The following is a 22,340-nucleotide window of genomic DNA, read 5'->3' on the forward strand; positions in this document are numbered from 1 at the left end:
ACCTTTGGTAAAATCAAAAAGGTCATTCTATTTTTGCAACCGTGTTACATAAAGCCAGCCTCTGCCTATTTTCCTTTTTTGTCCTCTTGGGGTCTCAACTTGCCGCTGCGCAAAGTTGTAACCTCGTCCTGAGGGGAAAAATCCTGCACCTGGAAAATGACGACGCTATCGAGGCAGCCTATGTCTGGATCTTGGAAACCCGAACCGGCGCGGTCTCCGACCAAAACGGCAACTTTGTGATCCGCGAACTTTGTCCTGGCACCTACACTGTCACGGTTCAGTACTTGGGACACAAAGAGATCAGGCAGACGGTCAACCTCACCGGCAACTCTACTGCCCAAACCTTCCGTATGGAAGAGGAGTCGCTGGATCTTGGCGGAGTCGAAGTACACGGACATCGCGAACCTGTGCAAACGACCACGGCCGTCACCTCGCTTTACGGCGACGCCATTCTTCAAACCCGCGGTTCGAGTCTCGGAGAAAGCCTCAAGCAGGTCGCTGGAGTCACAAGCTTTTCCACCGGAAACACCATCTCCAAGCCTGTCATCCACGGCATGCACAGCAACCGGATCATGATCCTAAACAACGGCATCCGGCTCGAAGGCCAGCAGTGGGGAGCGGAACATGCGCCTGAGATTGATCCTTTTTTGGCGGATGAGATCACCGTGATCAAAGGCGCTGAGACTGTCAGATTCGGCCCTGAGGCCATGGGAGGCGTGATTCTTGTCAATCCTCCCGCCCTGCCGACATCCAAGAACAGTACGACTGAATTTCACCTGATCGGCGCCACCAACAGCTACATGGGCAATGTCTCTGCCTCGCACATGGGCGGCTCGGACAAGATCAAGGGATTGGGGTATCGCGTACAAGGATCTGCGAAACGGGCCGGGAACGTCAAATCCCCGAACTACTATCAAGCGAATACCGGGATGTCGGAATACAACTTCTCGGGATCGGTCGGCTACAGCTCGAAAAAGTTGGGCGTCGAAACGTATTACAGTTTCTTCAACACCGAAATCGGGATCTTGAGAGACTCACATACCGGCAACCTGTCCGATCTGATTGACATCATCAACAACGGTGAGCCATTTCTTAAGCCTGATTTCACGTACGAGATCAACAATCCAAAGCAAGATGTCACGCACCATTTGGCCAAGCTTAAATCCCACTACCACTTCAATCCCAACTGGAAACTCAATTTCCAGTATGGTTTCCAGTTCAACAACCGCCAGGAATACGACAAAAGGAGAGGTGAACTGAACGCAAAACCAAGTCTCGATCTGGATCTGTACACCAATACAGTCGACTTGTTTTTGGATCACAATCTCAAGGCAAACTGGACGGGATCATTTGGCCTGAACGTAATCCAGCAAGCCAACAGCAACGTGCCTGGAACCGGCGTCACACCGTTGATTCCAAACTATGACATGTTCAACGGGGGAATCTATGCTTTGGAAAAGTACCTGAAAGGGCCGCTCGAACTCGAAGGCGGACTCAGGTTTGACTATCGAACCGTCTCTGCGGCCAGATATGTCGGCGAGGACCTTCAGACCGCCGACTTGGACTACCAGAGTTTCTCAGCCTTTGTCGGCGGCTTGTATCAGCTGAGTCCATACTTTGCCTTTACCAGCAATTTGGGCACAGCTTGGAGACCGCCCAATGTCAATGAGCTTTTCAGCCAGGGACTGCATCACGGAGCTGCTGCCGTCGAGATCGGCGACCCTAATCTGGTGCCCGAGAAGTCGCTGAAATGGGTCAACGGGCTCGAATTCGAACACAATAAGGCCATCGTCGAGATCACTGCCTACGCCAATCAGATCAACAATTACATCTACCTCAACCCTACCGGCGAGACTTTCACCTCGCTGAGAGGCACGTTCAACGTCTACGAATACCTGCAGGCAGACGCGTTCTTCTATGGCTTTGACCTGTCGGGCAGCTACAACTTCACCAACCGCGCAAGTGGCTATCTGAAGGGTTCAATCATCCGCGCCAAAAACACGGATGAAGACAACTACTTCCCGTTCATTCCGTCGGACAGGATGGATTGGGGTGTTTCTTTTTCTTTGGGGAAAAAGGAAAACCTCGATTCAGACCGCATTACGCTCAGCAATGTGCTGGTGGCGCGGCAAAAGCGCGAGCCTGATTTTGACCTCGCTCCCGCGCCTCCCGGTTATGCACTTTTCAACTTTGGCTACCAAAAGAAGCTCGAGCTGGGCAAAAACAACTTCAACATCGGCGTGCAGGTGACCAATATCCTCAATACAGAATACAAAGAGTACATGAACCGATTCCGCTACTTCACGGCGGATATGGGGAGAAATATCCTTTTGAAACTTAATTACCAATTCTAAAACAAACCACTGATGAATTGAGGATGTTGCGAGCAACCCAAACTGGGACGCTTATCAACCTCGCGAGACAGGCTATGTGACCATTGAAAACCAAACTATATACACATGAAAAATTTCCAAAAACTACCGATTTACCTTTTTGCAGCCCTGACTTTCGGTTTCGCCTCCTGCGAAAGCGAAGATCCCGTTCCGGAAAATGAAGGAGAATTGATCACAGACGTAACCCTGATTTTTCAGGAAATTGACGCAGGTGGGAACCCTGTTGGTACGCCTTTTACTGCTTCTGCCGTCGATCCTGAAGGTATTGAAATAGGATCCTCTCCAACAATTGAACCCATAACACTCGCAAAAGGTAAGTCTTATAAAATGACCATCAATGCCTTCAATAACATTGAAAATGAAGACATCACTGCGGAAATCTTTGAAGAAGCAGACGAGCATCAATTCTTTTTTCTTGGAACTGCGTTTTCTTCAAATATTCTAGGTATTGAATACGACGACCCAGGATCGATTATATTAGGAATAAGAACTATTCTCAATGTTTCCGCTTCCCCAACCTCTAACAATGGTCAAATGCAGGTAGTTTTGAGACACGATCTGGACAAAAGCTTCCCTGGAGCGACAAACCCCAATTTCGCCAACTTTGTGCAAGCGGGTGGAGAAACTGACCTTGATATCACCTTTCCTGTAGTGATCAACGATTGATCAGAAGCCTGAAGTTTGAAAAATACCAGCATTACAACTGAATCAAAGGCTAAATCATTGATGTGAAATCTTTCATTCTAAAAATCAGAAAAGGCAGTCAATTGGCTGCCTTTTCTGATTTGATACTAGTAATCTTAATCACTATTTATCAATAGGTTATATCTTATTTTGTATCTGCCAATAGTGGCCAAAAGGGTCTCTGATCATTCCCTGTCGGTAACCATACTCGTGGTCTTTTGCTGGAGTTATTTCGATGGCACCGGCTTGGATGGCCTGATGCATCATCTCGTCTACATCGAAGACGAATAGCCCAATCACGGCCGTTACTCCGTTTGCAGTTTGAGGTTCCAGTGCATTAAACCAACGCGTAATCTCGTGCAGGTGAAAGATCGCTCCGTCCATCTCCAGCTCCGCGACATGAATGCTGCCATCCTCATTACGAAGACAAAAATGTTCGATCGCTCCCCATTTCATGTAAAAATCAATGTTGAACGTACCATTGGGGATGTGCAGTTCCGGAGCAAAATGGGTTGAAGTGTCTTTCGATTTCATCGTTCTGGTTTTAAAAATATACTTTCATTTACCGGATGAGCTCATGCTTCATGCTTAGGCGCTTCTGCTAAACTTTTAACAGCAAGACCATCACGCTGTTCCCAGCCCTATTACCAGCATTCCTGTAGCGATGGCGATCCCAAAGCTTAGCAAGGTTCCGATTAAGATGTATTCGGTGAGTTTTCTGTCTTTGGATTCTTTCAGATCGCCGAAGCGAAAGACCGATTTGGCAGCCAGTAAAAACCCGATTGCCTCCCAATTGCCTGTCACCACAAACGTGAAAACAAACAACCGCTCCAGGATGCCGATGTATCTGCCGGCATTCTGAAGGGATTCCTCGTGGCCGTCGTCCAGTACTTTTGCCCAGGTGGACAGGATGACTTGGATCACGATTCCGCTGACAGCAGTCAGGAATATCAGTGCAGTCGCGTACAGCCAGATGTCGACGGTATCGACGACCGGGAAGTAGTCATACCAGCTGGGATAAAACCAACTACTCCATAACAGTGACAGGGCGACGAGGTGCATTCCCTGATCTATCAGAAACCACCTTGGCTTGTTGTCCGCCTTTTGTGCATAAAGCTTCACCAGGTCAATAGCTCCATGGGTGATCGTCACGGCAAGTGCCAAAAGCCAGTAGCTCCAGTCCCATAACACAATCATTACCAGCAATCCATGCAGCAGAACATGCAGATAAAGTTTAGGAGATTTTGCCTTGAATTCCTCTTTGTCGGCTACCCACGACTTGGGTTGCAGGACAAAGTCTCCCACAAAATGAGCCAGCAACAGTTTCAACAGGATGATCATGGCAGGAGTAGTTCGATCTTCTTTCGAAACGCACTTTCTATCTTCAGGATCTCATCGATATAGGCTCGACTCCACCTTCCGCTCACCCCACTTTGTTTGATTCCCAAGCGTCTTCCGATCTCCTCTTGAGTGACGCCCGGATTTTGCAATACAATCTTGGCCAACTCTGCTGCAGACACAGTCCAGCGATCCATAAAGGTGTCCGCCAGTCTCAGATGGAGATTAATATCGTCGTCAAAAGCCTGCCAGGGGCTTTTCACCCCGATCGAGATATCTTCCTTCTTCAGCAAGTCAAATTTTTCCCCCGAGTAGATAAAGGCAGTACCGTTGCTCTCCGAAATGCGGGGGGCGGAATACGACTTTTCACCGATTCCGATTGCCATCCTCACATCGATAATACTCGTCATCGCGGTTGAATCAGCGGCTTTCATACTCTTTATCAGCGTTTTGATTTCAAAAGCTTTTTGAAGGGCATCTGCCGGATTGGAGATTTGTACCTGAAAAAAATCACCCCAGACGATCTCCCAATCTTCAGGGGTGCTCCCCCATTGCTCCAGCAGTTCTTTTAGCGGCAAAAGCCACAGGTCTTGGTTTGCCAGCTTCCGGGATGCGACAATATCTCCTTTGAGTACAGCGATCATAGAGTGTGGAATTGAAGAATATAAAAACAGACTTATTGCTTAATGGTGCAATATAGAAGATTATTGCATAAAGGTGCAATATTTATAATTATTGCACAATGGCACAATATTTTGATTTATTGTTGGATAGTGCAATGTTCCTAAACTGTTATAAAAAAAGCAGCCAATCGGCTGCCATAGCTATTTTACTGATTTTGAGCTCAGAAGTTATTTCCACAGACAGCTATCTTGGAGGCATCAAATCCCACCTCAGCGGAGAAGTTGGTACCAACATTTCCCGCCACCAAGATCACCGTGTAATCCGGGCCTTCGTTGGCCAAGTGGATCTTCACGTGTCCGTCAAATGTCTTCATCTGCTCAAAAGTAAGGTTGGTCCCATCGGACAGACTTCCCAAAACCGTGCTGCTCAAGAGGGTTTTTGAAGAAACAGGATTCAGCATAAAGGCAATCGGTGCGTCCTCCTGATCATATCCTCCAAAATGAAGGTGAGCGGGGAAATCGTACTCAGTTGAAGACTTGGCTCCCTCAAGCTGAATATCAAACTCTAGTTTACCGTCACGGAGTTCTTTGACCATGAGTGTACCATTGTAGTCGTAGTCACTGGATTTGAACAAGTCAAACTCCAATTGCTGGCCGGTGTACAGTTCGGGTTCGTCCTCGGTACAGGCTCCCAATCCTGCTACAATCAAAAACGCTAACAACAGCTTCTTCATGACGTATAAGTTTTTTTCAAGTAACGAAAAGCTTTCGTATCCTGTTTAATTACTTTGGAAAAATACCAAATTCATCGACAAGTAGCGTCACTGGATGCGTCAAAACAATAATTTTCAACCCAATTTGCAGGCAGCCAGATTTGCTCCGCAAAAGGTCAGTCAAAGTATGAAGTCCGACAGATTCGAATTTTGAAAATCTATGGAAGATAAGCGCATAGCAGTTGGGTTGGAGTACTTTGAGAAGAAGGGATGGACTCCCTTTCCCTTCCAGATCCAAACCTGGATGGATTTTCTGGATGGCAAGTCCGGCTTGCTCAACGCTCCGACGGGCTCAGGAAAGACCTTTGCGTTATGGTTTCCGGTTATCTTGGAATACATCCAAAACCACCCGGATACTTGGCAGAAACCCCGAAACAACGGAATCCAGTTGATTTGGGTCACGCCGCTCCGGGCTTTGGCACAGGATATCCAAAAGGCCATGCAGGAGGTCTGCAATGTGATCGGCTTGCCCTGGCAGGTCGCAGTCCGAAACGGTGACACCGATGCCAAGACCCGGGCAGCGATGAACCGTCGCCCTCCCGAGTGTCTGATCACCACGCCCGAGACGCTTCACATCCTCATTGCGCAAAAGGGCCATCACGCGCTATTCCAAACCGTCAAGGTAGTGGTCGTGGATGAATGGCATGAACTGGTGGGCAACAAGCGCGGGGTCCAGGTGCAACTGGCCTTGGAGTACATCCAGGCGATCTGCCCGGAGACTTTTCGCCGATGGGCGATCTCCGCGACCATCGGCAATCTGGAGGAAGCCGCCAAAGCACTTTTGGGAGAAAATCTGCCCATCCATATCGTCAAAGCCAAGGTCAACAAGGAGATTATTCTCAAGTCTGTTTTCCCGGAGGAAATCGAAAAATATCCATGGTCAGGCCATCTGGGCATCCGTATGATGGATCAGGTGATCCCGATCATCGAAGCCGGAAGGTCGGTCTTGATGTTTACCAACACCCGCTCGCAGACGGAGATCTGGTATCAAAAAATCCTGGATAAAAGACCCGACTGGGCCGGCTGGATCGCTATGCATCACGGATCGCTGGACAATTCGGTGCGCGCCTGGGTGGAAAACGCACTCCACGAGGGCAAACTCAAACTGGTCGTCTGCACCTCCAGCTTGGACTTGGGCGTGGATTTCCGACCGGTGGACCGGGTAATCCAAGTGGGAAGCCCAAAGGGCGTTGCGCGATTTGTCCAGCGGGCGGGCCGGGCGGGACACCAGCCGGGATTGCCATCGGAGATCTTCTTCGTCCCGACCAATTCTCTGGAACTGATCGAAGCCGCCGCGCTGAGAGATGCCATCGACAAAGGAGAAGTCGAATCCCAATTCCCTCCTGTCCTTCCCTACGACGTCCTGATTCAATTCCTAGTAACCTTGGCTGTCGGATCTGGTTTTGACCCCGATTCGATCTTCCCCGTTGTCAAGAGAACGCTTTCCTTTCGGGACTTGACTTGGGAGGAGATGAATTGGATGATGGACTTCATCACCAAAGGCGGCGCTTCGCTGGGGAGCTATGAAGACTATCTGAAAGTCGTCCAAGACGAAGAAGGCATCTACCGGGTAACAAACAAGCGCATCGCCATGAAGCACCGGCTCTCGATGGGCACCATTGTTTCCGATCCGACACTCAAAGTCAAGTTCAAAAACGGCGCGTACCTCGGTACCGTGGAGGAGTCTTTCATCGCCAAGATGAAGATTGGCGACCGGTTTTTCTTTACAGGAAAAAGCCTGGAACTCCTTCAGGTGAAGGACCTGAGCGCTATCGTGCGAATTTCTGAAAAGAAAAGCGGAAATGTAGTCAGCTGGATGGGAGCGCGAATGTCGCTCTCTTCCAAGCTGGCGGATAAAATCCGTGAAATATTCCAGGAGTACAATTCAGGTATTGTCAATTCGGAGGAAGTCCGGAGAGTGTTGCCGATCCTAGATCTACAGGCGAAGCTGTCCGTGGTGCCGGATCGGGATACTTTTTTGATCGAGACGCATCGAAGTGAGGAAGGATTCCACCTTTTTTTCTATCCATTCGAAGGCCGGATGATTCATGAGTTGATGGCCGCGCTGATTGCTTATAGGATCTCCCAGAGCTTTCCCGTTTCGCTCAATATGGCCATGAACGACTACGGCTTTGAGTTGCTGTCGGATGTTTACATTTCCCCGGAGGAGATCATGGAAGAAGATATCTTTTCCCTGAAAAACATCGAGCGGGATATCCTGCACTGCGTGAATGAAAGTGAGATGTCACGCAGGAAATTCCGCGAGATCGCCAGCATTGCTGGCTTGGTCTTTCAGGGATATCCGGGAAAGCCCATGAGTTTCAAACATGTCCAGGCAAATTCCAGCCTGCTGTTTCAGGTTTTTGAGCAATATGACCCGGAGAATCTGCTGCTAAAACAAGCCCACAAAGAAGCCTTGAATCAGCAAATGGAGCAGGAAAAGTTTGTGCAGGCGATGAAGAAGATCAACGGAATGAACATCTTGATCCAGCATCCGGTCCAGTTTACGCCATTTTCGTTTCCGCTGATGGTGGACGGGTTAAGCAGATCAAGTATCTCCTCAGAACCCATCGAAGACAAGGTCGCCAAAATCCTGGCACAGATGACCGCGGACGATTAATTAGCCCTCCAGAAGAACGGCGTGAAGAGGATCAGGATGGTGAACAATTCCAGTCTTCCCAAAAGCATAATGACTGATAAGACCACTTTAGCTTCTGGTGAGAAAAAGGCAAAATTATACACAGGGCCAACTTTTCCTATCGCCGGCCCGGCGTTGTCCAAACAAGTAGCGACAGAACCAAGCGAAGTGGCAAGGTCGTACCCCAGCAAAGAAATGATCAGTGAGCCCACCACGAACGTCAGAAGATAGATCAACAGGAAGTTCATGATGTTGTTGATAATCCTTCCAGTCACACGCTCGCCATTGATAATCAAGGGGACAATGGCCCTGGGGTGTACAATCCGTTTAAATTCCAGCCAAGAATTTTTAAGGAACACCGTATGCCTGACAAACTTTATCCCGCCTGCCGTGGAGCCTGCACAGCCTCCCAAAAACAACAGCATAAAAAACGCAAAGGTGACTCCAGAACCGTATTGGGTATAATCATCCGTGATAAAACCTGTGGTAGTGACTATCGATACGACCTGAAATAAGGACTTTCGAAATGATAGTTCCAATCCCGAACCGGACTGCATAAAAATCGGTATTGCCAAGACAATCGAAATAACCAACAACCCTATGGCATAAGCCTTAAACTCATCATTCTTGATAATTCTGCGGAATTTCCCCACCAAACCAAAATAGAGAAGCGTGAAATTGGCACCTGCTAAAAACATAAACAGGATGGCCACATACTCTATAAAAGCAGAATTGTAAAAAGCCAAACTTGAATTCTTGGTGGAAAATCCTCCCGTCGCCATCGTGGCAAACGAATGGTTGATCGCGTCAAAAAACGTCATCCCACCTACCCAATAGAGCAACGCACAGGCTACAGTCAGGCCCACGTAAATGTACCACAACCGTTTTGCAGTCTCGGAAATCCGCGGGTGGACTTTGTCGGAGGTTGGTCCCGGAGACTCTGCCACAAACAGCTCACTTCCACCGATTCCCAATAGAGGGAAAATAGCTACTGTAAGAACGATTATTCCCAATCCTCCGATCCAATGAGTCATACTCCTCCAGAAAAGGAGTCCTTTGGGCATGGATTCTATATCCGTCAAAATCGTTGCTCCAGTGGTCGTCAGACCCGAAACCGTCTCAAATAAGGCATCCGCTGTGGTAGTGACTTCTTCCGAAATGATAAAAGGAATCATTCCAAAGATGGTCATCAGTATCCAACTCAAAGCCACAATCATGTATCCTTCCCTCTTTCTAATCAACTGATCCTGCTTAGAAAAGGAGAAAAACAGGACGAGTCCGATCAAGAGCGAAATCGCCGCGGAAATCAGGATCGGGGTGGAATCTTCCCGATAAAGCCAGGAAATCGCTGCGGCAGGAAGCATCAATGTACCCAACAAAAAAAGGAGGGCTCCCATGATCTTACCAATGGCCTTAAAATGAATCATGCGTTAATGAAAAAGTTTCTCCAAGGCAAGCTTTGCTTCAGGTAGCGCCAAAACGATGGCCTTGTCGTCCACCTGCAGGGTAAAATCACCATCGGGTATGAGGACATTTTCGCCCCGAATCACCCCGGCGACGATGGCCGTGGATGGAAAATGAAGTTCTCGCAGCGGATGCTTGGTTAGCCTGTTGGTCTTGCAGACACTGTACTGGATAAATTCGGCATCGACGCCATAGATCCCCGATACCGCATCCACTGTGCCTTTTCGCAGATAGCGGGTGATTTCGTTCGCCGCCACCAGCTTCTTGTTGATCAGGGAATCGACCCCGATACTGTGTGAAATATGAATGTATTCCCGGGTGTCTACATGCGCAATCGTCTTGTAAACCCCGTGATTCTTAGCCGAAAGACTCGTAATAATGTTCGTCTCAGAAGACATCGTCAAAGCCAAAAAGGCATCCATCTGCTCCAAACCTTCTTCTACCAGCAGCTCAATGTTTTTGTAGTCCCCATTGATCACCAGCGTATCGGGGAGCTGCTCGGCAAGCCACTTGCAACGCTCTTTCTCGTTGTTTACAAGCGTTACGCGGTAGTCTTTCTGGAGTTTTAGCGCTGTCGTGACCGCCATGTCGTCGCCGCCAATGATCATCACATTCTTGATCTTGACCTTTTTCTGGCCGAGTGCTTCGATGATACTTTCGGTGTTTTTCTTGTGGGAAATGAAAAAAGCGTGGTCGTTGTTTCTAATGATCGTGCTGCCTCTGGGAATAATGGTCTTTTGATCCCGCACGATTGCTATGATGCGGATATCCTCGTAGATCGGATCCTCTTTGGTATCCATGATCCGCTGATTGACTAGCGGGCTATATTGATCGAGGGTAATTCCCACGATGTTCAGCTTGCCACCTCCAAAGTCAAAAACCTCCGTAAAGCTGGAGTTTTGGATCATCTTGTGGATCTCTCTGGAGCAAAGCATCGTAGGAGAAATCAGGTTGTCAATGCCCAGATTACGAAAATAGGGCAAATTTTCCTCATCCAAATAGGAGTGGTTTCTGACTCTTGCCATCACACGCTTAGCGCCCAATTGCTTAGCCAAAACAGCCGTGACGAGGTTGGTTTTTTCGGAAGTAGTCACCGCCAATAGCATGCTGGCTTCGTCCACATTCGCTTGCTGAAGCACATCGATGGAGGTAGCATCTCCCTCGATGATCATCACGTCAAGTTTGGATGCTACATAGTCCAAAACACTACGATCAGTATCGATCAACGTGATATCCTTGTTATCAAAACTTAATCGCTCAGCCAGATGGTATCCCATGTCTCCAGCTCCTGCGATTACAATATTCATCCCCATAGAGGTGTGCGAGTGTGATCTTGAAGGGGGGCAAAATTAAAACCTTTATTCATGGTTTTCAGGATCTAAGGTTTTTTCTTTTGCCAAGTGACCTAAAAGGTAAATATAAGGATCGAATCGACCCGGTATTTCTTTGGGGATTTCCCGTCACCCATCCGCTCAGTCCTCCAGCAGATTCTTGCTTTCCGGCTCCGGGAGCTCATGAACGTCTTTCAGCTTCCGTTGGATAATCCGCGTCCGCACGCCTACCAACTTATCCAGCTCCGTATTTGCCTCATTGATCTTCTTTTGGGTTTTTTCGAGCAAGTCTCCAAACTTGCCAAACTCTGTCTTGATCGCACCCAGCACCTGCCAGACTTCCGAGCTCCGCTTTTGGATCGCCAAGGTGCGGAAGCCCATCTGAAGCGAGTTCAAGATCGCCGACAGGGTCGTGGGGCCGGTGACGATCACTTTGAAATCTTGCTGGATTTGCTGCGCAAGACCCGGTTCGCGGAGGATTTCGGCATAGAGGCTTTCCACCGGAAGAAAAAGGATCGCAAAATCCGTCGTTGCAGGTGGCTGGACATATTTGCTCCGGATGTCATAAGCGGATTTTTTCACCGCCTTGATCAATTCTTGCCGATAGACCTCAATGGCCACTTTGTCTCCCAAGTCATACGCATCGACCAGTCGCAGGTAGGATTCCTGCGGAAACTTCGAGTCAATTGGCAACAACACCTCTGCGTCCTGACCGGGCATCTTGACGGCAAATTCCACGCGCTCCCGGCCGCCGTTGATCGCGGCGTTGAGGATATATTGATCCGGCGAGAGCATATTTTCCAGCAAGGCCTGCAGTTGATATTCGCCCAAGACGCCACGGCTTTTCACATTGGTCAGGACTCGCTTGAGATCGCCGACGCCATGAGCCAGCGACTGCATCTCTCCCAAGCCCTTTTGAACGGCTTGCAGCTGATTGCTCACCAGTTCAAAGGACTGTCCCAATCTGGCTTCCAGTGTCTTTTGTAGCTTTTCATCAACCGTTTCTCGAATCTTCTCCAGACGCATTTCGGTATTCTTTACCAATTCATCCTGCCTTCGGCCAAGCTCCCCAAACTTCTCCCGCTGCAGATTATTGAGATCTTGCATCGTATTTCTCACCACGTCCCCAAAGGCTTTCAGGGCTTCATTTTGATCCTTGGATCCGGCACGCTGGTTTTCGAAGATCAATCGGAATTGCTGCGTGAGGTGTTCGCTGGATTCTCTTCGGGCTTCGCCCAAAGCCAGAGACAGCTCTCTGCTCATCCGCGCCAATTCGGCTTGGAGAAAAATTCGCTCTTGATTTCCCTTTCCTCTGAAAAAGAGAAAACCTAGAATCGCAAGCTGAATCCCCAGGACTAAAATCAGCAAAATATCAATCGGCATACATCGGTTGTTTTGGAGGCCCAAGGTACTTTTTTCTCAGCGCCACCACCAATGTACAAATGGAGTTCTCCGACAGATTACGTCAAAGTACATTTAGCTCCGAGGACATTTATTTGCAAAAACGTCCCGATTGGCAATTCTCAGCATAAAAATGGGCACAGGTTTATGCTCGTAACACAGCATTTCCTTCACTTTCGATGACCAACTGGAAAAATACCGTGCACCTTCCTCCGGCAGCCGAAACGATGGTTTTTCAACTCGCCTAGACTTTCCCGCCAGATTGATCCTAGACAGATCACGGATATTTCTGTCCAATTCTCTATTTTCCGAAAACTTACACTCTTGAACCTAAAGAATCTCTTCCGAACCATGGGTCCCGGCCCACTTGTCGCAGCGGCGTTTATCGGGCCAGGCACTGTCACCGTCTGCACCCTGGCCGGTGCCAACTTCGGCTTTTCGCTCATTTGGGCGATGGTGTTGTCTATTGTCTCCACGGTCATCCTTCAGGAGATCTCCGGTAGGATCGGAATCGTGACGGGCTCTGATCTGAGCAGTCTTCTGAGAAATCAAACCGATAAGCCAGTTTTCAGGATGCTGTCGATGGTCTTGGTCTTGCTGGCGATTGTGCTTGGCAATGCCGCCTACGAGTCGGGCAACATCTCCGGCGCCAATCTAGGACTGGCTTTTTATTGGGAGGCACCTACTCTGGAACTGGGTCGTTTTCAGCTTCAGCTGGGCAACTTTCTTCTGGGGATTTTGGCGTTTCTGCTCCTGCTGACGGGGAATTACAGGATCCTGGAGCGAATCCTGGTGGCTCTGGTCATCTTGATGTCGATCGCGTTCACGGTCACGGCGATATTGACAAAGCCAGATCTGTCCAGGCTTTTGGCCGGATTTATTCCCAGTTGGAATGCAAAAGAAATCCCGACTCTAGTGGCTCTGATCGGTACCACGGTCGTTCCTTACAATCTTTTTCTCTATGCGGCTCTGGTCAATAAACGATGGAAAACAGCCTCTGATCTACCGCTGATGCGGCGCGATATCTCCGTCTCCGTCATCCTCGGCGGCGCAGTCTCCATGGCGATTTTGATTGTGGGAGCGGCGAATACAAGTACCGAAATCACTTCTGCGATTGACGTATCCAAAGGGTTGGAATCCGTATTTGGAAACTTTGCGGGCTACATGATGGGGTTCGGTCTGCTCGCGGCTGGCCTGACGTCGGCGCTCACCGCGCCGCTGGCGGCGGGTTTGGTCGTCTGCGGGATTTTGGGCTGGGACAAAGACATCAAGTCCAGACCCATGCGGCTCACGATGGTAATAATCGTCGGGCTGGGCTTGGGCTTTTCATCCCTGGGTATCAAGCCGATCCAACTGATCACTTTGGCGCAGTTGGCCAACGGGATCTTGCTCCCGCTCATCAGTGGATGGATCATCTGGATTGCGGCTCAGCATGCTGTGTTGGGAAAACACAAAAACACGCCCCTAGCGACAGCAATCGCTTGCTTGATCTGGTTGATCACATTGATTCTTGGAGTGAAAGGTGTCGGGACGGTTCTCGGCTTGTTCTAAGTCTTGGCACCTGAAGTCAATTCCCAAGCAACTCAACCTTTGAATCCTTGACTATCGAACTTCGGTCCCTGAGTTCTAAATCCCGATTTCAAATTACAGATCCGGCGCGCTGAAGGTATCTCCCAGACGCAAATCCCCGGTTTCAAACCCCTTTTTGAACCACTTCATCCGCTGTGCAGACGTACCATGGGTAAAGGAATCAGGCACCACGCGACCGGAGGACTGTTTTTGGAGGCGGTCATCTCCGATAGCATTGGCTGCGTTGAGCGCTTCCTCGAGATCGCCGGACTCCATCATTCCTGCTGACTGCTGACTGTGATGTGCCCAAACCCCCGCCAGAAAATCGGCCTGAAGCTCCAATTTGACGGAGTTTTGGTTGTATTCTTTCTCACTCACCTGGCCTCTTAGACTGTGAACCTCGTCGGTGATCCCCATGATCTTCTGGATGTGATGCCCCACTTCATGTGCTATCACGTAGGCGTAAGCGAAGTCTCCGCCGGCGCTCAATTTGGTTTCCATATCTTGGAAAAAACTTAAATCGAGGTAAAGCTTCTCATCTGCAGGGCAATAAAAAGGCCCAGTCGCACTGCTGGCCGACCCGCAGGCTGAAGACACCGAACCGGTGAAAAGCACCAGGGTAGGCTCGCGATAATTGTCCAGCTGACTGTTCCACACGTCCTCGGTATCAGCCAGAACGGTCGCAGAAAAACTCGCCATCTCTTCTTCCTCTGCGGTCGGCGCGTAAGACGTGTCCGAGGCAAAACCCTGCTCTCCCCCGCCTACCAGGCCACTCAGTAGACTCAGCGGATTATACCCCAGCAAAAACGACCCGACGAGGAATACACCGATCAGGATCATTCCTGTCTTCGAAAAAAGGATTTTCAAAAGCGGTCCAAGTAACATTGGGTTGAAGCCTCCAGCTCCCATCCTTGGACCACCCTGCCCCCGTCTATCATCGATATTGGAGCTTTGTCTTCTTCCTTGCCATTTCATATATCTATCATTTTTTTAGAAATTATGGAATCCCCTGAATAGCCATCCCAACTATGTTACCAGTCTTTCTCATGGGCATTTTATCTGTCAGTAATTGTGTTTTAACGGTCAAATAGAAGCTCGAGGTTGGCTTTTACTCCTGTCTAGTTTTTTGCCACACATCCTATTTCATGGGACAAAAAGTTTGATTTCAGCTAAATTTAACCAAATTGGTCAATCATGAACTAGTCTTGATTTGAATTTTGCCAAAACCCATAAATAACACTCAGAACCTATGAAATTGAACATTTTCACCTGTGCTCTTTCCTTAGCGCTCCTAGGCGCATTCAATTCTTTCTCCCAAGATGCTTCCTATCTGGGAACCAAAGCTCCCAAAGGCGCGAAAGTCTACCTCGACGGCACCGCCAAGTCTCTTCACAAAAACTGGCAATACTGGGAAGGACCGCGCTTTTCCGCCGAAATGCCTATCAAATGGCCCGAAGTCATCGATCCTGTAGACGGAGGCCCAGTCATCAGCAGCAACGACCCCGCAGCTGCCGGTGGTAAATACGGCGCAGCCGACATCGTGACCAAGGACGAGTTCAGGGATTTCGAAGCCCATGTGGAGTTTTTCATCAAAGATGAAGGCGGAAACAGTGGCGTCTACCTGCAAAATCGCTACGAAATCCAGGTCTTGGATGGCGACTACGGCACCCACGGAATGGCAGCTGTGATCAACGAACACTTGCCTACTTCAGAAGAGTACAATGGAATCGGAAAGTGGAACGCCTACGACATTCAATTTCGTGCGGCGCGGTTTGAGAACGGTAAACTGACCGAGAAAGCACGCGTAACGCTCTTCTTCAACGGAGTCAAAATCCACGACGATGTAGAAATCCAGCAAGTCTGGGGTGGCCCAAACTCTGGAATCGATGGCGGAAATGACGGAGGAAAAGGCATCACCGACACACCAGGCGGACTGAAACTTCAGGCTGAGGGGCATGATGTGTACTATCGGAATGTGTGGATAAAAAAGAACTGAGGAAACTCAATAGTCACTGATTAGAAGGCTTTTTCTTCCAACGGTGTGGTTTAGACCCTTTCCAAACCAGTCCAAAATCTTCCGATTTTCACCAAAATGCAGATCCCGGAAATCCTTACCAAAAAGCCAAAGGAGAGCGCGTTTCTTACCGGGTTGATTTTCCTTTTTGCTTATTGGCTATTTGCCTTTGACGGGATCACATTTTCCGACGACGTCTATTATCTGCTGGCTGGGAGGGATTTTTGGAATGGCACGATGGAGTTCAATCCCTACCATTTCTCCACCCGCTGGGGGGCTTATGTACCCTCCGGTATGGTTGGAGTGATCGTTGGTTTTGATGCCCATCGGATTTCGCTGATTTCCCTCCTAGCCTATATCGGGGCGCTGGGGATGCTGCTGAAGATTCTTCCGCAATCCTCGAACGCATGGATTTTGGTTATCTGGTTTTCGACGCAGGTGTACTTTCTTCACTTTTTGACCAAGGTTTACCCTGATTCTCTGCTCGTTTTCTGGACGGTGCTGGTTCCTTTTTCAGCGGTTTATCGAGGAAGCAGACCAGTGCCGGCAGCCTTCGGGGTGATCGCGGGACTGTTCTTCGGCTTTCTGACCAAGGAAACCATTGTTTTCTTGGCGCCTTTTCCAGTCATTCTTTTCCTCTTCGATTGGAAGAAGGGAAAGCTGGATCGTCGATTCTACGTGTCGCTGCTGACGATCGGATTCCTGTTTGGCGCGGCTTATCTTGGGTATTTCTGGATCAAGTTCGGTCATCCGCTCTATCGATTCCAGTCCATCCAAGAGGGACACTACATCTCTGAATTCACCTATGCCGACAAAAGTATCTGGGTGATGTTGAAGCGAATGACCCTGCTTCCGATTCTCACGTTTGTGGAGCGCTCCTATTGGCTTTGGATGGTTTTTGCGATTCCGGCTTTGGTCAGAGTCAGGAAAAATCCCGCCACTCCCGGGGTCGAATTCGGACTGGCTTTCCTGAGTTTGCTTGTCTGCTTCTGGTTTATGAGCACCAATTTCAAGTTCTACAATCCGCTCTACCTCAATCCACGTCATCTCATCATCTTGGTGCCGATATTGGCTTTTCTGATCTGTATGGGTTGGAGGGAATGGCAAAGCAATCCGAGACTGAGATGGGCAATGATCGTACTGATCCTCTTTGGAGTAGTGATCAGCCTAGTTGAGCAAGATTGGAAGATGGCTGGATTTCAAGCCATTGCGGCGCTTTTGATTTTTCCAAAAAGTCTGCCGTATCGAAACCTAGCCTTCGCAGTCCTGCTTCTGATCCCCGCGGTGGCCGCACCGATCTTTCATCAAGAGACCAAAAACTATCCCCTGCTTATCCATACACTCGAAAAAGAGTTGAACGATCCAGACGGGCCCCAACTTATACTGACGCACAGCTTTGTCAACTTCAGCAAAGCGGTCATGTTCCCGGGAGATCTCGCAAAGCAAGATCGAATCCATACTATAGGGAAACTTGATTCCTTGCAAAAAGTCCAGCCGGAGGAATTCACGGTGGTGGTCTATCGATTTTATGAAAAAGCCTATCCCGAAGAACAGGTGGATCTGGACGCCCTAGCTCCGTGGCTTAATTCAGCGTATATCCAGACTAAAGAATACGAGGAGAGATTGGTTCAAGTCCGCACTTTTCAGAAAAAATAGCTAGTCCCGGAGTCTATAGCGGTCACATGAAAATCAACCCTTTCTAAAAAACTACGATAGCTGTGCTCTGTGGGGTATTTTAGATTAGAAGTACTTCGGCCTCAGGATCTCGCTGACCACCATGGATTGTCTCAAGGTCTTCGGGTTCTTGAGCAATTCGGCGTAGGGATTTACTCTTTTTGATTCCACAGAGCTGTAGTCAAACTTCACCGCTGGGGCGGGCTGGAAAGAATGGATATCCTTGGAAGCCTGATAGACATTTGATTTGGAAGCGGCATAGGTTCCTTCATAGTATCTCGCTTCCTCATCGTCTTTTTCCACTAAGACCGGTCTCCTGGAAACCGGCTTCTCGCGGTGAACAGTCGCGGCAGGGCTAGGTACCGGAATCTGCTGCTTCGGCTGAGCCTGTCTTTCGGGGACAGGAGGACTCTGCGCTTCGCGGATTTCTTTGAGCAAATCCTCAAAACTCATCCCTTTTTTAGGAGCGTCTGGCTCGGCATTTCCCTGCTCAGGCAGCTCTTGACCCCTTTTTTTTCTGGTTGCCTGATAGATGAAATAGCCGATGACGGCAGCGATGTAAACGATATTTCCCAAGTCCATGCAGGGAAGTTAAGGGAAAGTGCCCGGGATTCGGAATTGTGGGATTGAAAAACTGAAAAATATCAGGATAGGGAAATCGCGTCGTGGAGTCTGGAAGGCTTAACGCCGGATCAGTTTGGACAAAATCATATTCTTATCAATACAAATCCTAAAACGCTCAACTCGATTTAGGTCAGTACACACTGTCTACTTCTGTGACTGATCACCGCGACTGTAGACTATTTTCCTTTGCAAATCCCTCAATTGCGCTTATTTTGTCTCTTTGTAAGGGAGAGAAAAAACGCATGCTACTCAGTAAACTGGAGATCAAGGGCTTTAAGAGTTTTGGGGATAAGATGGTCATCCACTTTGACAAAGGGATCACCGGCGTCGTCGGTCCAAATGGCTGCGGCAAGTCGAATGTAGTAGACGCGATCCGCTGGGTACTGGGCGAGCAAAAAACCCGCATGCTCCGCTCCGACAAGATGGAAAACGTCATCTTCAACGGCACCAAAAACCGAAAGCCATCCAATCTCGCGGAAGTTTCCCTGACTTTTGAAAATACCAAAAACCTCCTTCCTACCGAGTACACCCACGTCACCATCACCCGACGCTACTACCGCACGGGCGAGAGTGAATACCAGATCAACGGCGTCACCTGCCGCCTCAAGGACATCACCAACCTGTTCATGGACACGGGGATCAACTCCAACTCCTATGCAATCATCGAGCTCAAGATGATCGATGAGCTGCTGAACGACAAAAACAACTCCCGTCGCGAACTCTTTGAGGAAGCCGCCGGGATCTCCAAGTTTAAGACCAGAAAGAAAGAAACGCTTCGGAAACTCGAAGACACGGACGATGACTTGGCGCGTGTCGAGGATCTGCTGTACGAGATTGACAAAAACCTGAAAAGTCTGGAAAAGCAGGCCAAACAAACTGCCAAATACTTCGAAATCAAAGCGGACTACCGCAAGGCGAGCATCAACCTGGCCAAGAAATCCATCGAGAAATACGCGCAAAATCTGATCGAGGCCAGCGCAAAGATTCAAAACGAATCAGACCGAAAGCTCGAACTGACCACCCAGATCACCGATCAGGAGGCGCTGCTCAGCCAGTTCAAAGCCGACCTGATCCACAAGGAAAAACTGCTTGCTTCCCGTCAAAAGACGCTCAACGAGCATGTCAACAAGATCCGGTCGTTTGAATCCGAAAAGAAGATCAAAAACGAGCGGATGCGGTTCCTCGAAGACCGCTCCCAGGCTTTGCGCGAGCAGATCGATACCGACCGCAAGTCCAACGACCGGGCGGGATTCTCCATCCGCTCTCTACAGCAGGAACGGGAATCCGCCGAAAAGATTTTGGCTGAAAAAGAGCACATCGTCACCGAACTCCGGGAGCAGTTTGATGCGCAAAAAAGCATCAGCTCCGAAAAACAACTGGCTCACAAAGAGCAACTCCTCAGGTTTGAAAGCCTGAAGGAGCGGGTGTATCAGCTCGGAAAGGATGTAGAGATCAAGCAAATCCAACTCTCCACGCTCAAGCAGGAGTTGGAGCGGACCTCTTCCGATGACTCCTCTCAGGAGGCCAATTTGGTAGAATTCGAAGACAAATTGGTGGGCCTCAAAGCGGAACTGGACGACGCAACTGACGCATTCTCCAAGCTCAAAGCCAAGCAGGAAGACCAGGATCAAAAGATAGAAGAGACCAACCGGGTCATCGAGATGATCCGGGAGGAGCTCACCACCTCGTCCCGAAAGCTCGACTCCAAAACCAACGAATACAACCTCACCAAGTCGCTCGTCGAAAACTTGGAGGGCTTTCCCGAGGCAATCAAGTTTCTCAAGAAAAATGACTCTTGGGGCAAAGACATTCCCCTCCTCTCCGACTTGCTCGCCACCGACGAGAAATACCGCGTGACCATCGAAAACTACCTCGAAGGTTACATGAACTACTATGTGGTGGAGACCGAGGCGCAGGCGATTGCCGCGATCCAGCTACTCAGTGATGCGGCTCGGGGTAAGGCCAATTTCTTTGTGCTGGAGCACTTTGAGCGGTTCAAACCCGGACACAGCAAGCTTTTTGCAAATGCCATCGCAGCGACAGAGATCATCGAGTTTGACGTCAAATACAGTCGCCTGATCAATTTCATCCTGGACAATGTCTACATCGTACAGGGTGAATACAAAGATTTTCCGCAGGATTCAGACTGCGTTTTCCTCTCCGAAGCAGGTAAATACACAAAACGCAAATTCTCGCTTTCGGGCGGATCTGTGGGTCTTTTCGAAGGAAAAAGGATCGGCCGGGCCAAAAATCTCGAGAAGCTCGACCGTGAGATCAAAGAGCTTGGAAAAAAGGTGAGCAGCACACGCTCCAATCTGGATCAGAAGCTTTCTGACCTGATGAAGCTCAAAGAAGTGAGCCACAAAAAGACCCTGGAAGAAAGCCAAAACCGCATCAGCGAGCTGAATTCCAATTACGTCTCCCTCCGCACTAAAAAAGAACAACTCGCGGAGCTTCTCAGCTCCAACGTCCACAAGCGCGAGGACATCCTGGACCGGATCGCTGGCATTGAGGAAAGTCTCGCGGACATCCTCCCGCAGCTGACGGAGGAAAAGACCGCCTTCGACGGGATGGCAGAGCAAGCCGCCGTCCTGAGTGAAGAGGTGGAGATCGAGAGCAAAAAACTCAGCGACAAATCCCAGTCATTCAATCAGGAAAATATCACCTACATCCAGCAGGTCAACCGGGTCAACAGCCTGGAGCAAGAAATCGAGTTTAAGCAAAATGCTTTCGACAGCTCCAAAGAGCGGATCGAGAAGTCCCAGTCCGAACTTGCGCAGCTCGACGCTGAGATCAAAGTTCTCCTCGACAACAACGAGATCAAGGACGACGAACTAATCGAGCTGTATTCAGAGAAAGAAAACATCGAAAAAGGGGTCACAGAAGCCGAAAAGGACTACTACGGTGCCCGAGGTCTGATAGACGAGACAGACACCAAGATTCGCAGTCTGCAAAAGTCCAAGGAAGGTTTTGATCTACTGCTGCAGGAACTTCAAAACAGCATCAATGAGATCAAGCTGAAGATGAGCGGCATGAAGGAGCGGCTGAGCGTCGAGTTTGAGCTGGATCTGGATGCGCTGATGGAAGAAAGCAGGGAGCTCGATCCGGAATTCCTGGATTTTGCGGAGGAAGAACTCCGCGATCTCGTCCGCAGGCAAAAGGAAAGACTGGAAAAGATCGGCCCAATCAACCCCATGGCCATGGAAGCCTATGACGAGATCAAGATCCGCTACGACTTCATCAGCGGCCAAAAGGAAGATCTGGTCAAGGCCAAAGAATCGCTGCTAGCCACTATTTCAGAGATTGACCTAGTGGCCAGAGAGACCTTTTTGGATGCTTTTGGTAAGATCAAGGAAAACTTCATCAAGGTCTTCCGCTCGCTGTTTACCGAGCAGGACGACTGCGATCTGACACTGGTCGATCCCAGTAACCCGCTAGAATCGCCCATTGAGATCATGGCCAAGCCCAAGGGTAAACGTCCCCTGACTATCAACCAGCTTTCGGGTGGGGAAAAGACGCTGACAGCTACCTCCCTACTCTTCTCCATCTACCTACTGAAGCCCGCCCCCTTCTGTATCTTCGACGAAGTGGATGCCCCGCTCGACGACGCCAACATCGACAAGTTTAACCAGATCATCCAGCGGTTTAGTGGCGAGAGCCAGTTTATCATCGTCACGCACAACAAGCGCACCATGGCCAGCACGGATATCATCTATGGGATTACCATGATCGAGGCTGGAGTGAGTCGGGTGGTACCGGTGGATCTGAGGGAACTCGCATAGTTTTTATAAAACTTGGCTAAGGCAGCCGCAAT

General features: G+C 49.3%; 16 protein-coding genes. 7 read left to right on the forward strand and 9 right to left on the reverse strand.

What is annotated here, in order from left to right; genetic code table 11:
• Window positions 1-41 precede the first annotated feature (41 nt).
• Entirely contained in the window at window positions 42-2,354 is a 2,313-nt protein-coding gene (locus G459_RS0109555; protein WP_026967455.1) for a TonB-dependent receptor, read from the forward strand.
• Window positions 2,355-2,459: 105 nt separating this feature from the next.
• Complete coding sequence (locus G459_RS0109560; RefSeq protein WP_026967456.1) at window positions 2,460-3,059, forward strand: hypothetical protein; 600 nt, start codon at window positions 2,460-2,462, stop codon at window positions 3,057-3,059.
• A 156-nt stretch (window positions 3,060-3,215) separates the two neighbouring features.
• On the opposite strand, the gene G459_RS0109565 is transcribed toward G459_RS0109560, so the two are convergent.
• The 4 genes from G459_RS0109565 to G459_RS0109580 all read right to left on the reverse strand — a co-directional run bounded on the left by G459_RS0109565 (window position 3,216) and on the right by G459_RS0109580 (window position 5,772).
• The gene (locus tag G459_RS0109565; RefSeq protein ID WP_026967457.1) at window positions 3,216-3,611 is read right to left on the reverse strand and encodes a VOC family protein; all 396 of its coding nucleotides are present in this window, start codon (window positions 3,609-3,611) and stop codon (window positions 3,216-3,218) included.
• A 90-nt stretch (window positions 3,612-3,701) separates the two neighbouring features.
• Complete coding sequence (locus tag G459_RS0109570) at window positions 3,702-4,418, reverse strand: DUF3307 domain-containing protein (protein WP_026967458.1); 717 nt, start codon at window positions 4,416-4,418, stop codon at window positions 3,702-3,704.
• Window positions 4,415-5,059, reverse strand: coding sequence for a hypothetical protein (locus tag G459_RS0109575; protein ID WP_026967459.1), 645 nt, complete (start codon window positions 5,057-5,059; stop codon window positions 4,415-4,417). Before G459_RS0109575 ends, G459_RS0109570 begins: the two co-directional genes overlap by 4 nt.
• Window positions 5,060-5,259: 200 nt before the next feature.
• The gene (locus G459_RS0109580; protein ID WP_026967460.1) at window positions 5,260-5,772 is read right to left on the reverse strand and encodes a hypothetical protein; all 513 of its coding nucleotides are present in this window, start codon (window positions 5,770-5,772) and stop codon (window positions 5,260-5,262) included.
• Window positions 5,773-5,971: 199 nt separating this feature from the next.
• Here G459_RS0109580 and G459_RS0109585 point away from each other — a divergent pair, with 199 nt between their 5' ends.
• Window positions 5,972-8,431, forward strand: coding sequence for a ligase-associated DNA damage response DEXH box helicase (locus G459_RS0109585; protein ID WP_026967461.1), 2,460 nt, complete (start codon window positions 5,972-5,974; stop codon window positions 8,429-8,431).
• Here the strand turns inward: G459_RS0109585 and G459_RS0109590 are convergent.
• The 3 genes from G459_RS0109590 to G459_RS0109600 all read right to left on the reverse strand — a co-directional run bounded on the left by G459_RS0109590 (window position 8,428) and on the right by G459_RS0109600 (window position 12,627).
• Complete coding sequence (locus G459_RS0109590) at window positions 8,428-9,876, reverse strand: TrkH family potassium uptake protein (RefSeq protein ID WP_026967462.1); 1,449 nt, start codon at window positions 9,874-9,876, stop codon at window positions 8,428-8,430. The two genes, G459_RS0109585 and G459_RS0109590, sit on opposite strands and share 4 nt — an antisense overlap.
• A gap of 3 nt (window positions 9,877-9,879) precedes the next feature.
• Window positions 9,880-11,226, reverse strand: coding sequence for a Trk system potassium transporter TrkA (gene trkA, locus G459_RS0109595; RefSeq protein ID WP_026967463.1), 1,347 nt, complete (start codon window positions 11,224-11,226; stop codon window positions 9,880-9,882).
• A 159-nt stretch (window positions 11,227-11,385) separates the two neighbouring features.
• On the reverse strand, window positions 11,386-12,627 hold the full coding sequence (locus G459_RS0109600; protein WP_026967464.1) for a DNA recombination protein RmuC: 1,242 nt from the start codon (window positions 12,625-12,627) through the stop codon (window positions 11,386-11,388).
• A gap of 342 nt (window positions 12,628-12,969) precedes the next feature.
• Here G459_RS0109600 and G459_RS0109605 point away from each other — a divergent pair, with 342 nt between their 5' ends.
• Window positions 12,970-14,196, forward strand: coding sequence for an Nramp family divalent metal transporter (locus tag G459_RS0109605; RefSeq protein ID WP_026967465.1), 1,227 nt, complete (start codon window positions 12,970-12,972; stop codon window positions 14,194-14,196).
• 93 nt (window positions 14,197-14,289) lie between these two features.
• Here the strand turns inward: G459_RS0109605 and ypfJ are convergent, their stop codons facing one another.
• Entirely contained in the window at window positions 14,290-15,189 is a 900-nt protein-coding gene (gene ypfJ, locus G459_RS0109610; protein ID WP_026967466.1) for a KPN_02809 family neutral zinc metallopeptidase, read from the reverse strand.
• 274 nt (window positions 15,190-15,463) lie between these two features.
• Between ypfJ and G459_RS0109615 the strand changes: the two genes are divergently transcribed.
• Entirely contained in the window at window positions 15,464-16,210 is a 747-nt protein-coding gene (locus G459_RS0109615; protein WP_026967467.1) for a 3-keto-disaccharide hydrolase, read from the forward strand.
• 96 nt (window positions 16,211-16,306) lie between these two features.
• Window positions 16,307-17,884 carry a hypothetical protein gene (locus G459_RS0109620; RefSeq protein WP_026967468.1) on the forward strand — a complete coding sequence of 526 codons (1,578 nt, stop codon included), beginning with the start codon at window positions 16,307-16,309 and terminating at the stop codon, window positions 17,882-17,884.
• A gap of 84 nt (window positions 17,885-17,968) precedes the next feature.
• On the opposite strand, the gene G459_RS0109625 is transcribed toward G459_RS0109620, so the two are convergent.
• A complete protein-coding gene (locus G459_RS0109625) occupies window positions 17,969-18,484 on the reverse strand; it encodes a hypothetical protein (protein WP_026967469.1) in 516 nt (171 codons plus the stop codon).
• A gap of 284 nt (window positions 18,485-18,768) precedes the next feature.
• Between G459_RS0109625 and smc the strand changes: the two genes are divergently transcribed.
• Window positions 18,769-22,308 carry a chromosome segregation protein SMC gene (smc, locus tag G459_RS0109630; protein ID WP_026967470.1) on the forward strand — a complete coding sequence of 1,180 codons (3,540 nt, stop codon included), beginning with the start codon at window positions 18,769-18,771 and terminating at the stop codon, window positions 22,306-22,308.
• Window positions 22,309-22,340 lie beyond the last annotated feature (32 nt).

The sequence above is a fragment of the Algoriphagus terrigena DSM 22685 genome, assembly GCF_000429445.1.
Classification (GTDB): Bacteria; Bacteroidota; Bacteroidia; order Cytophagales; family Cyclobacteriaceae; genus Algoriphagus; species Algoriphagus terrigena.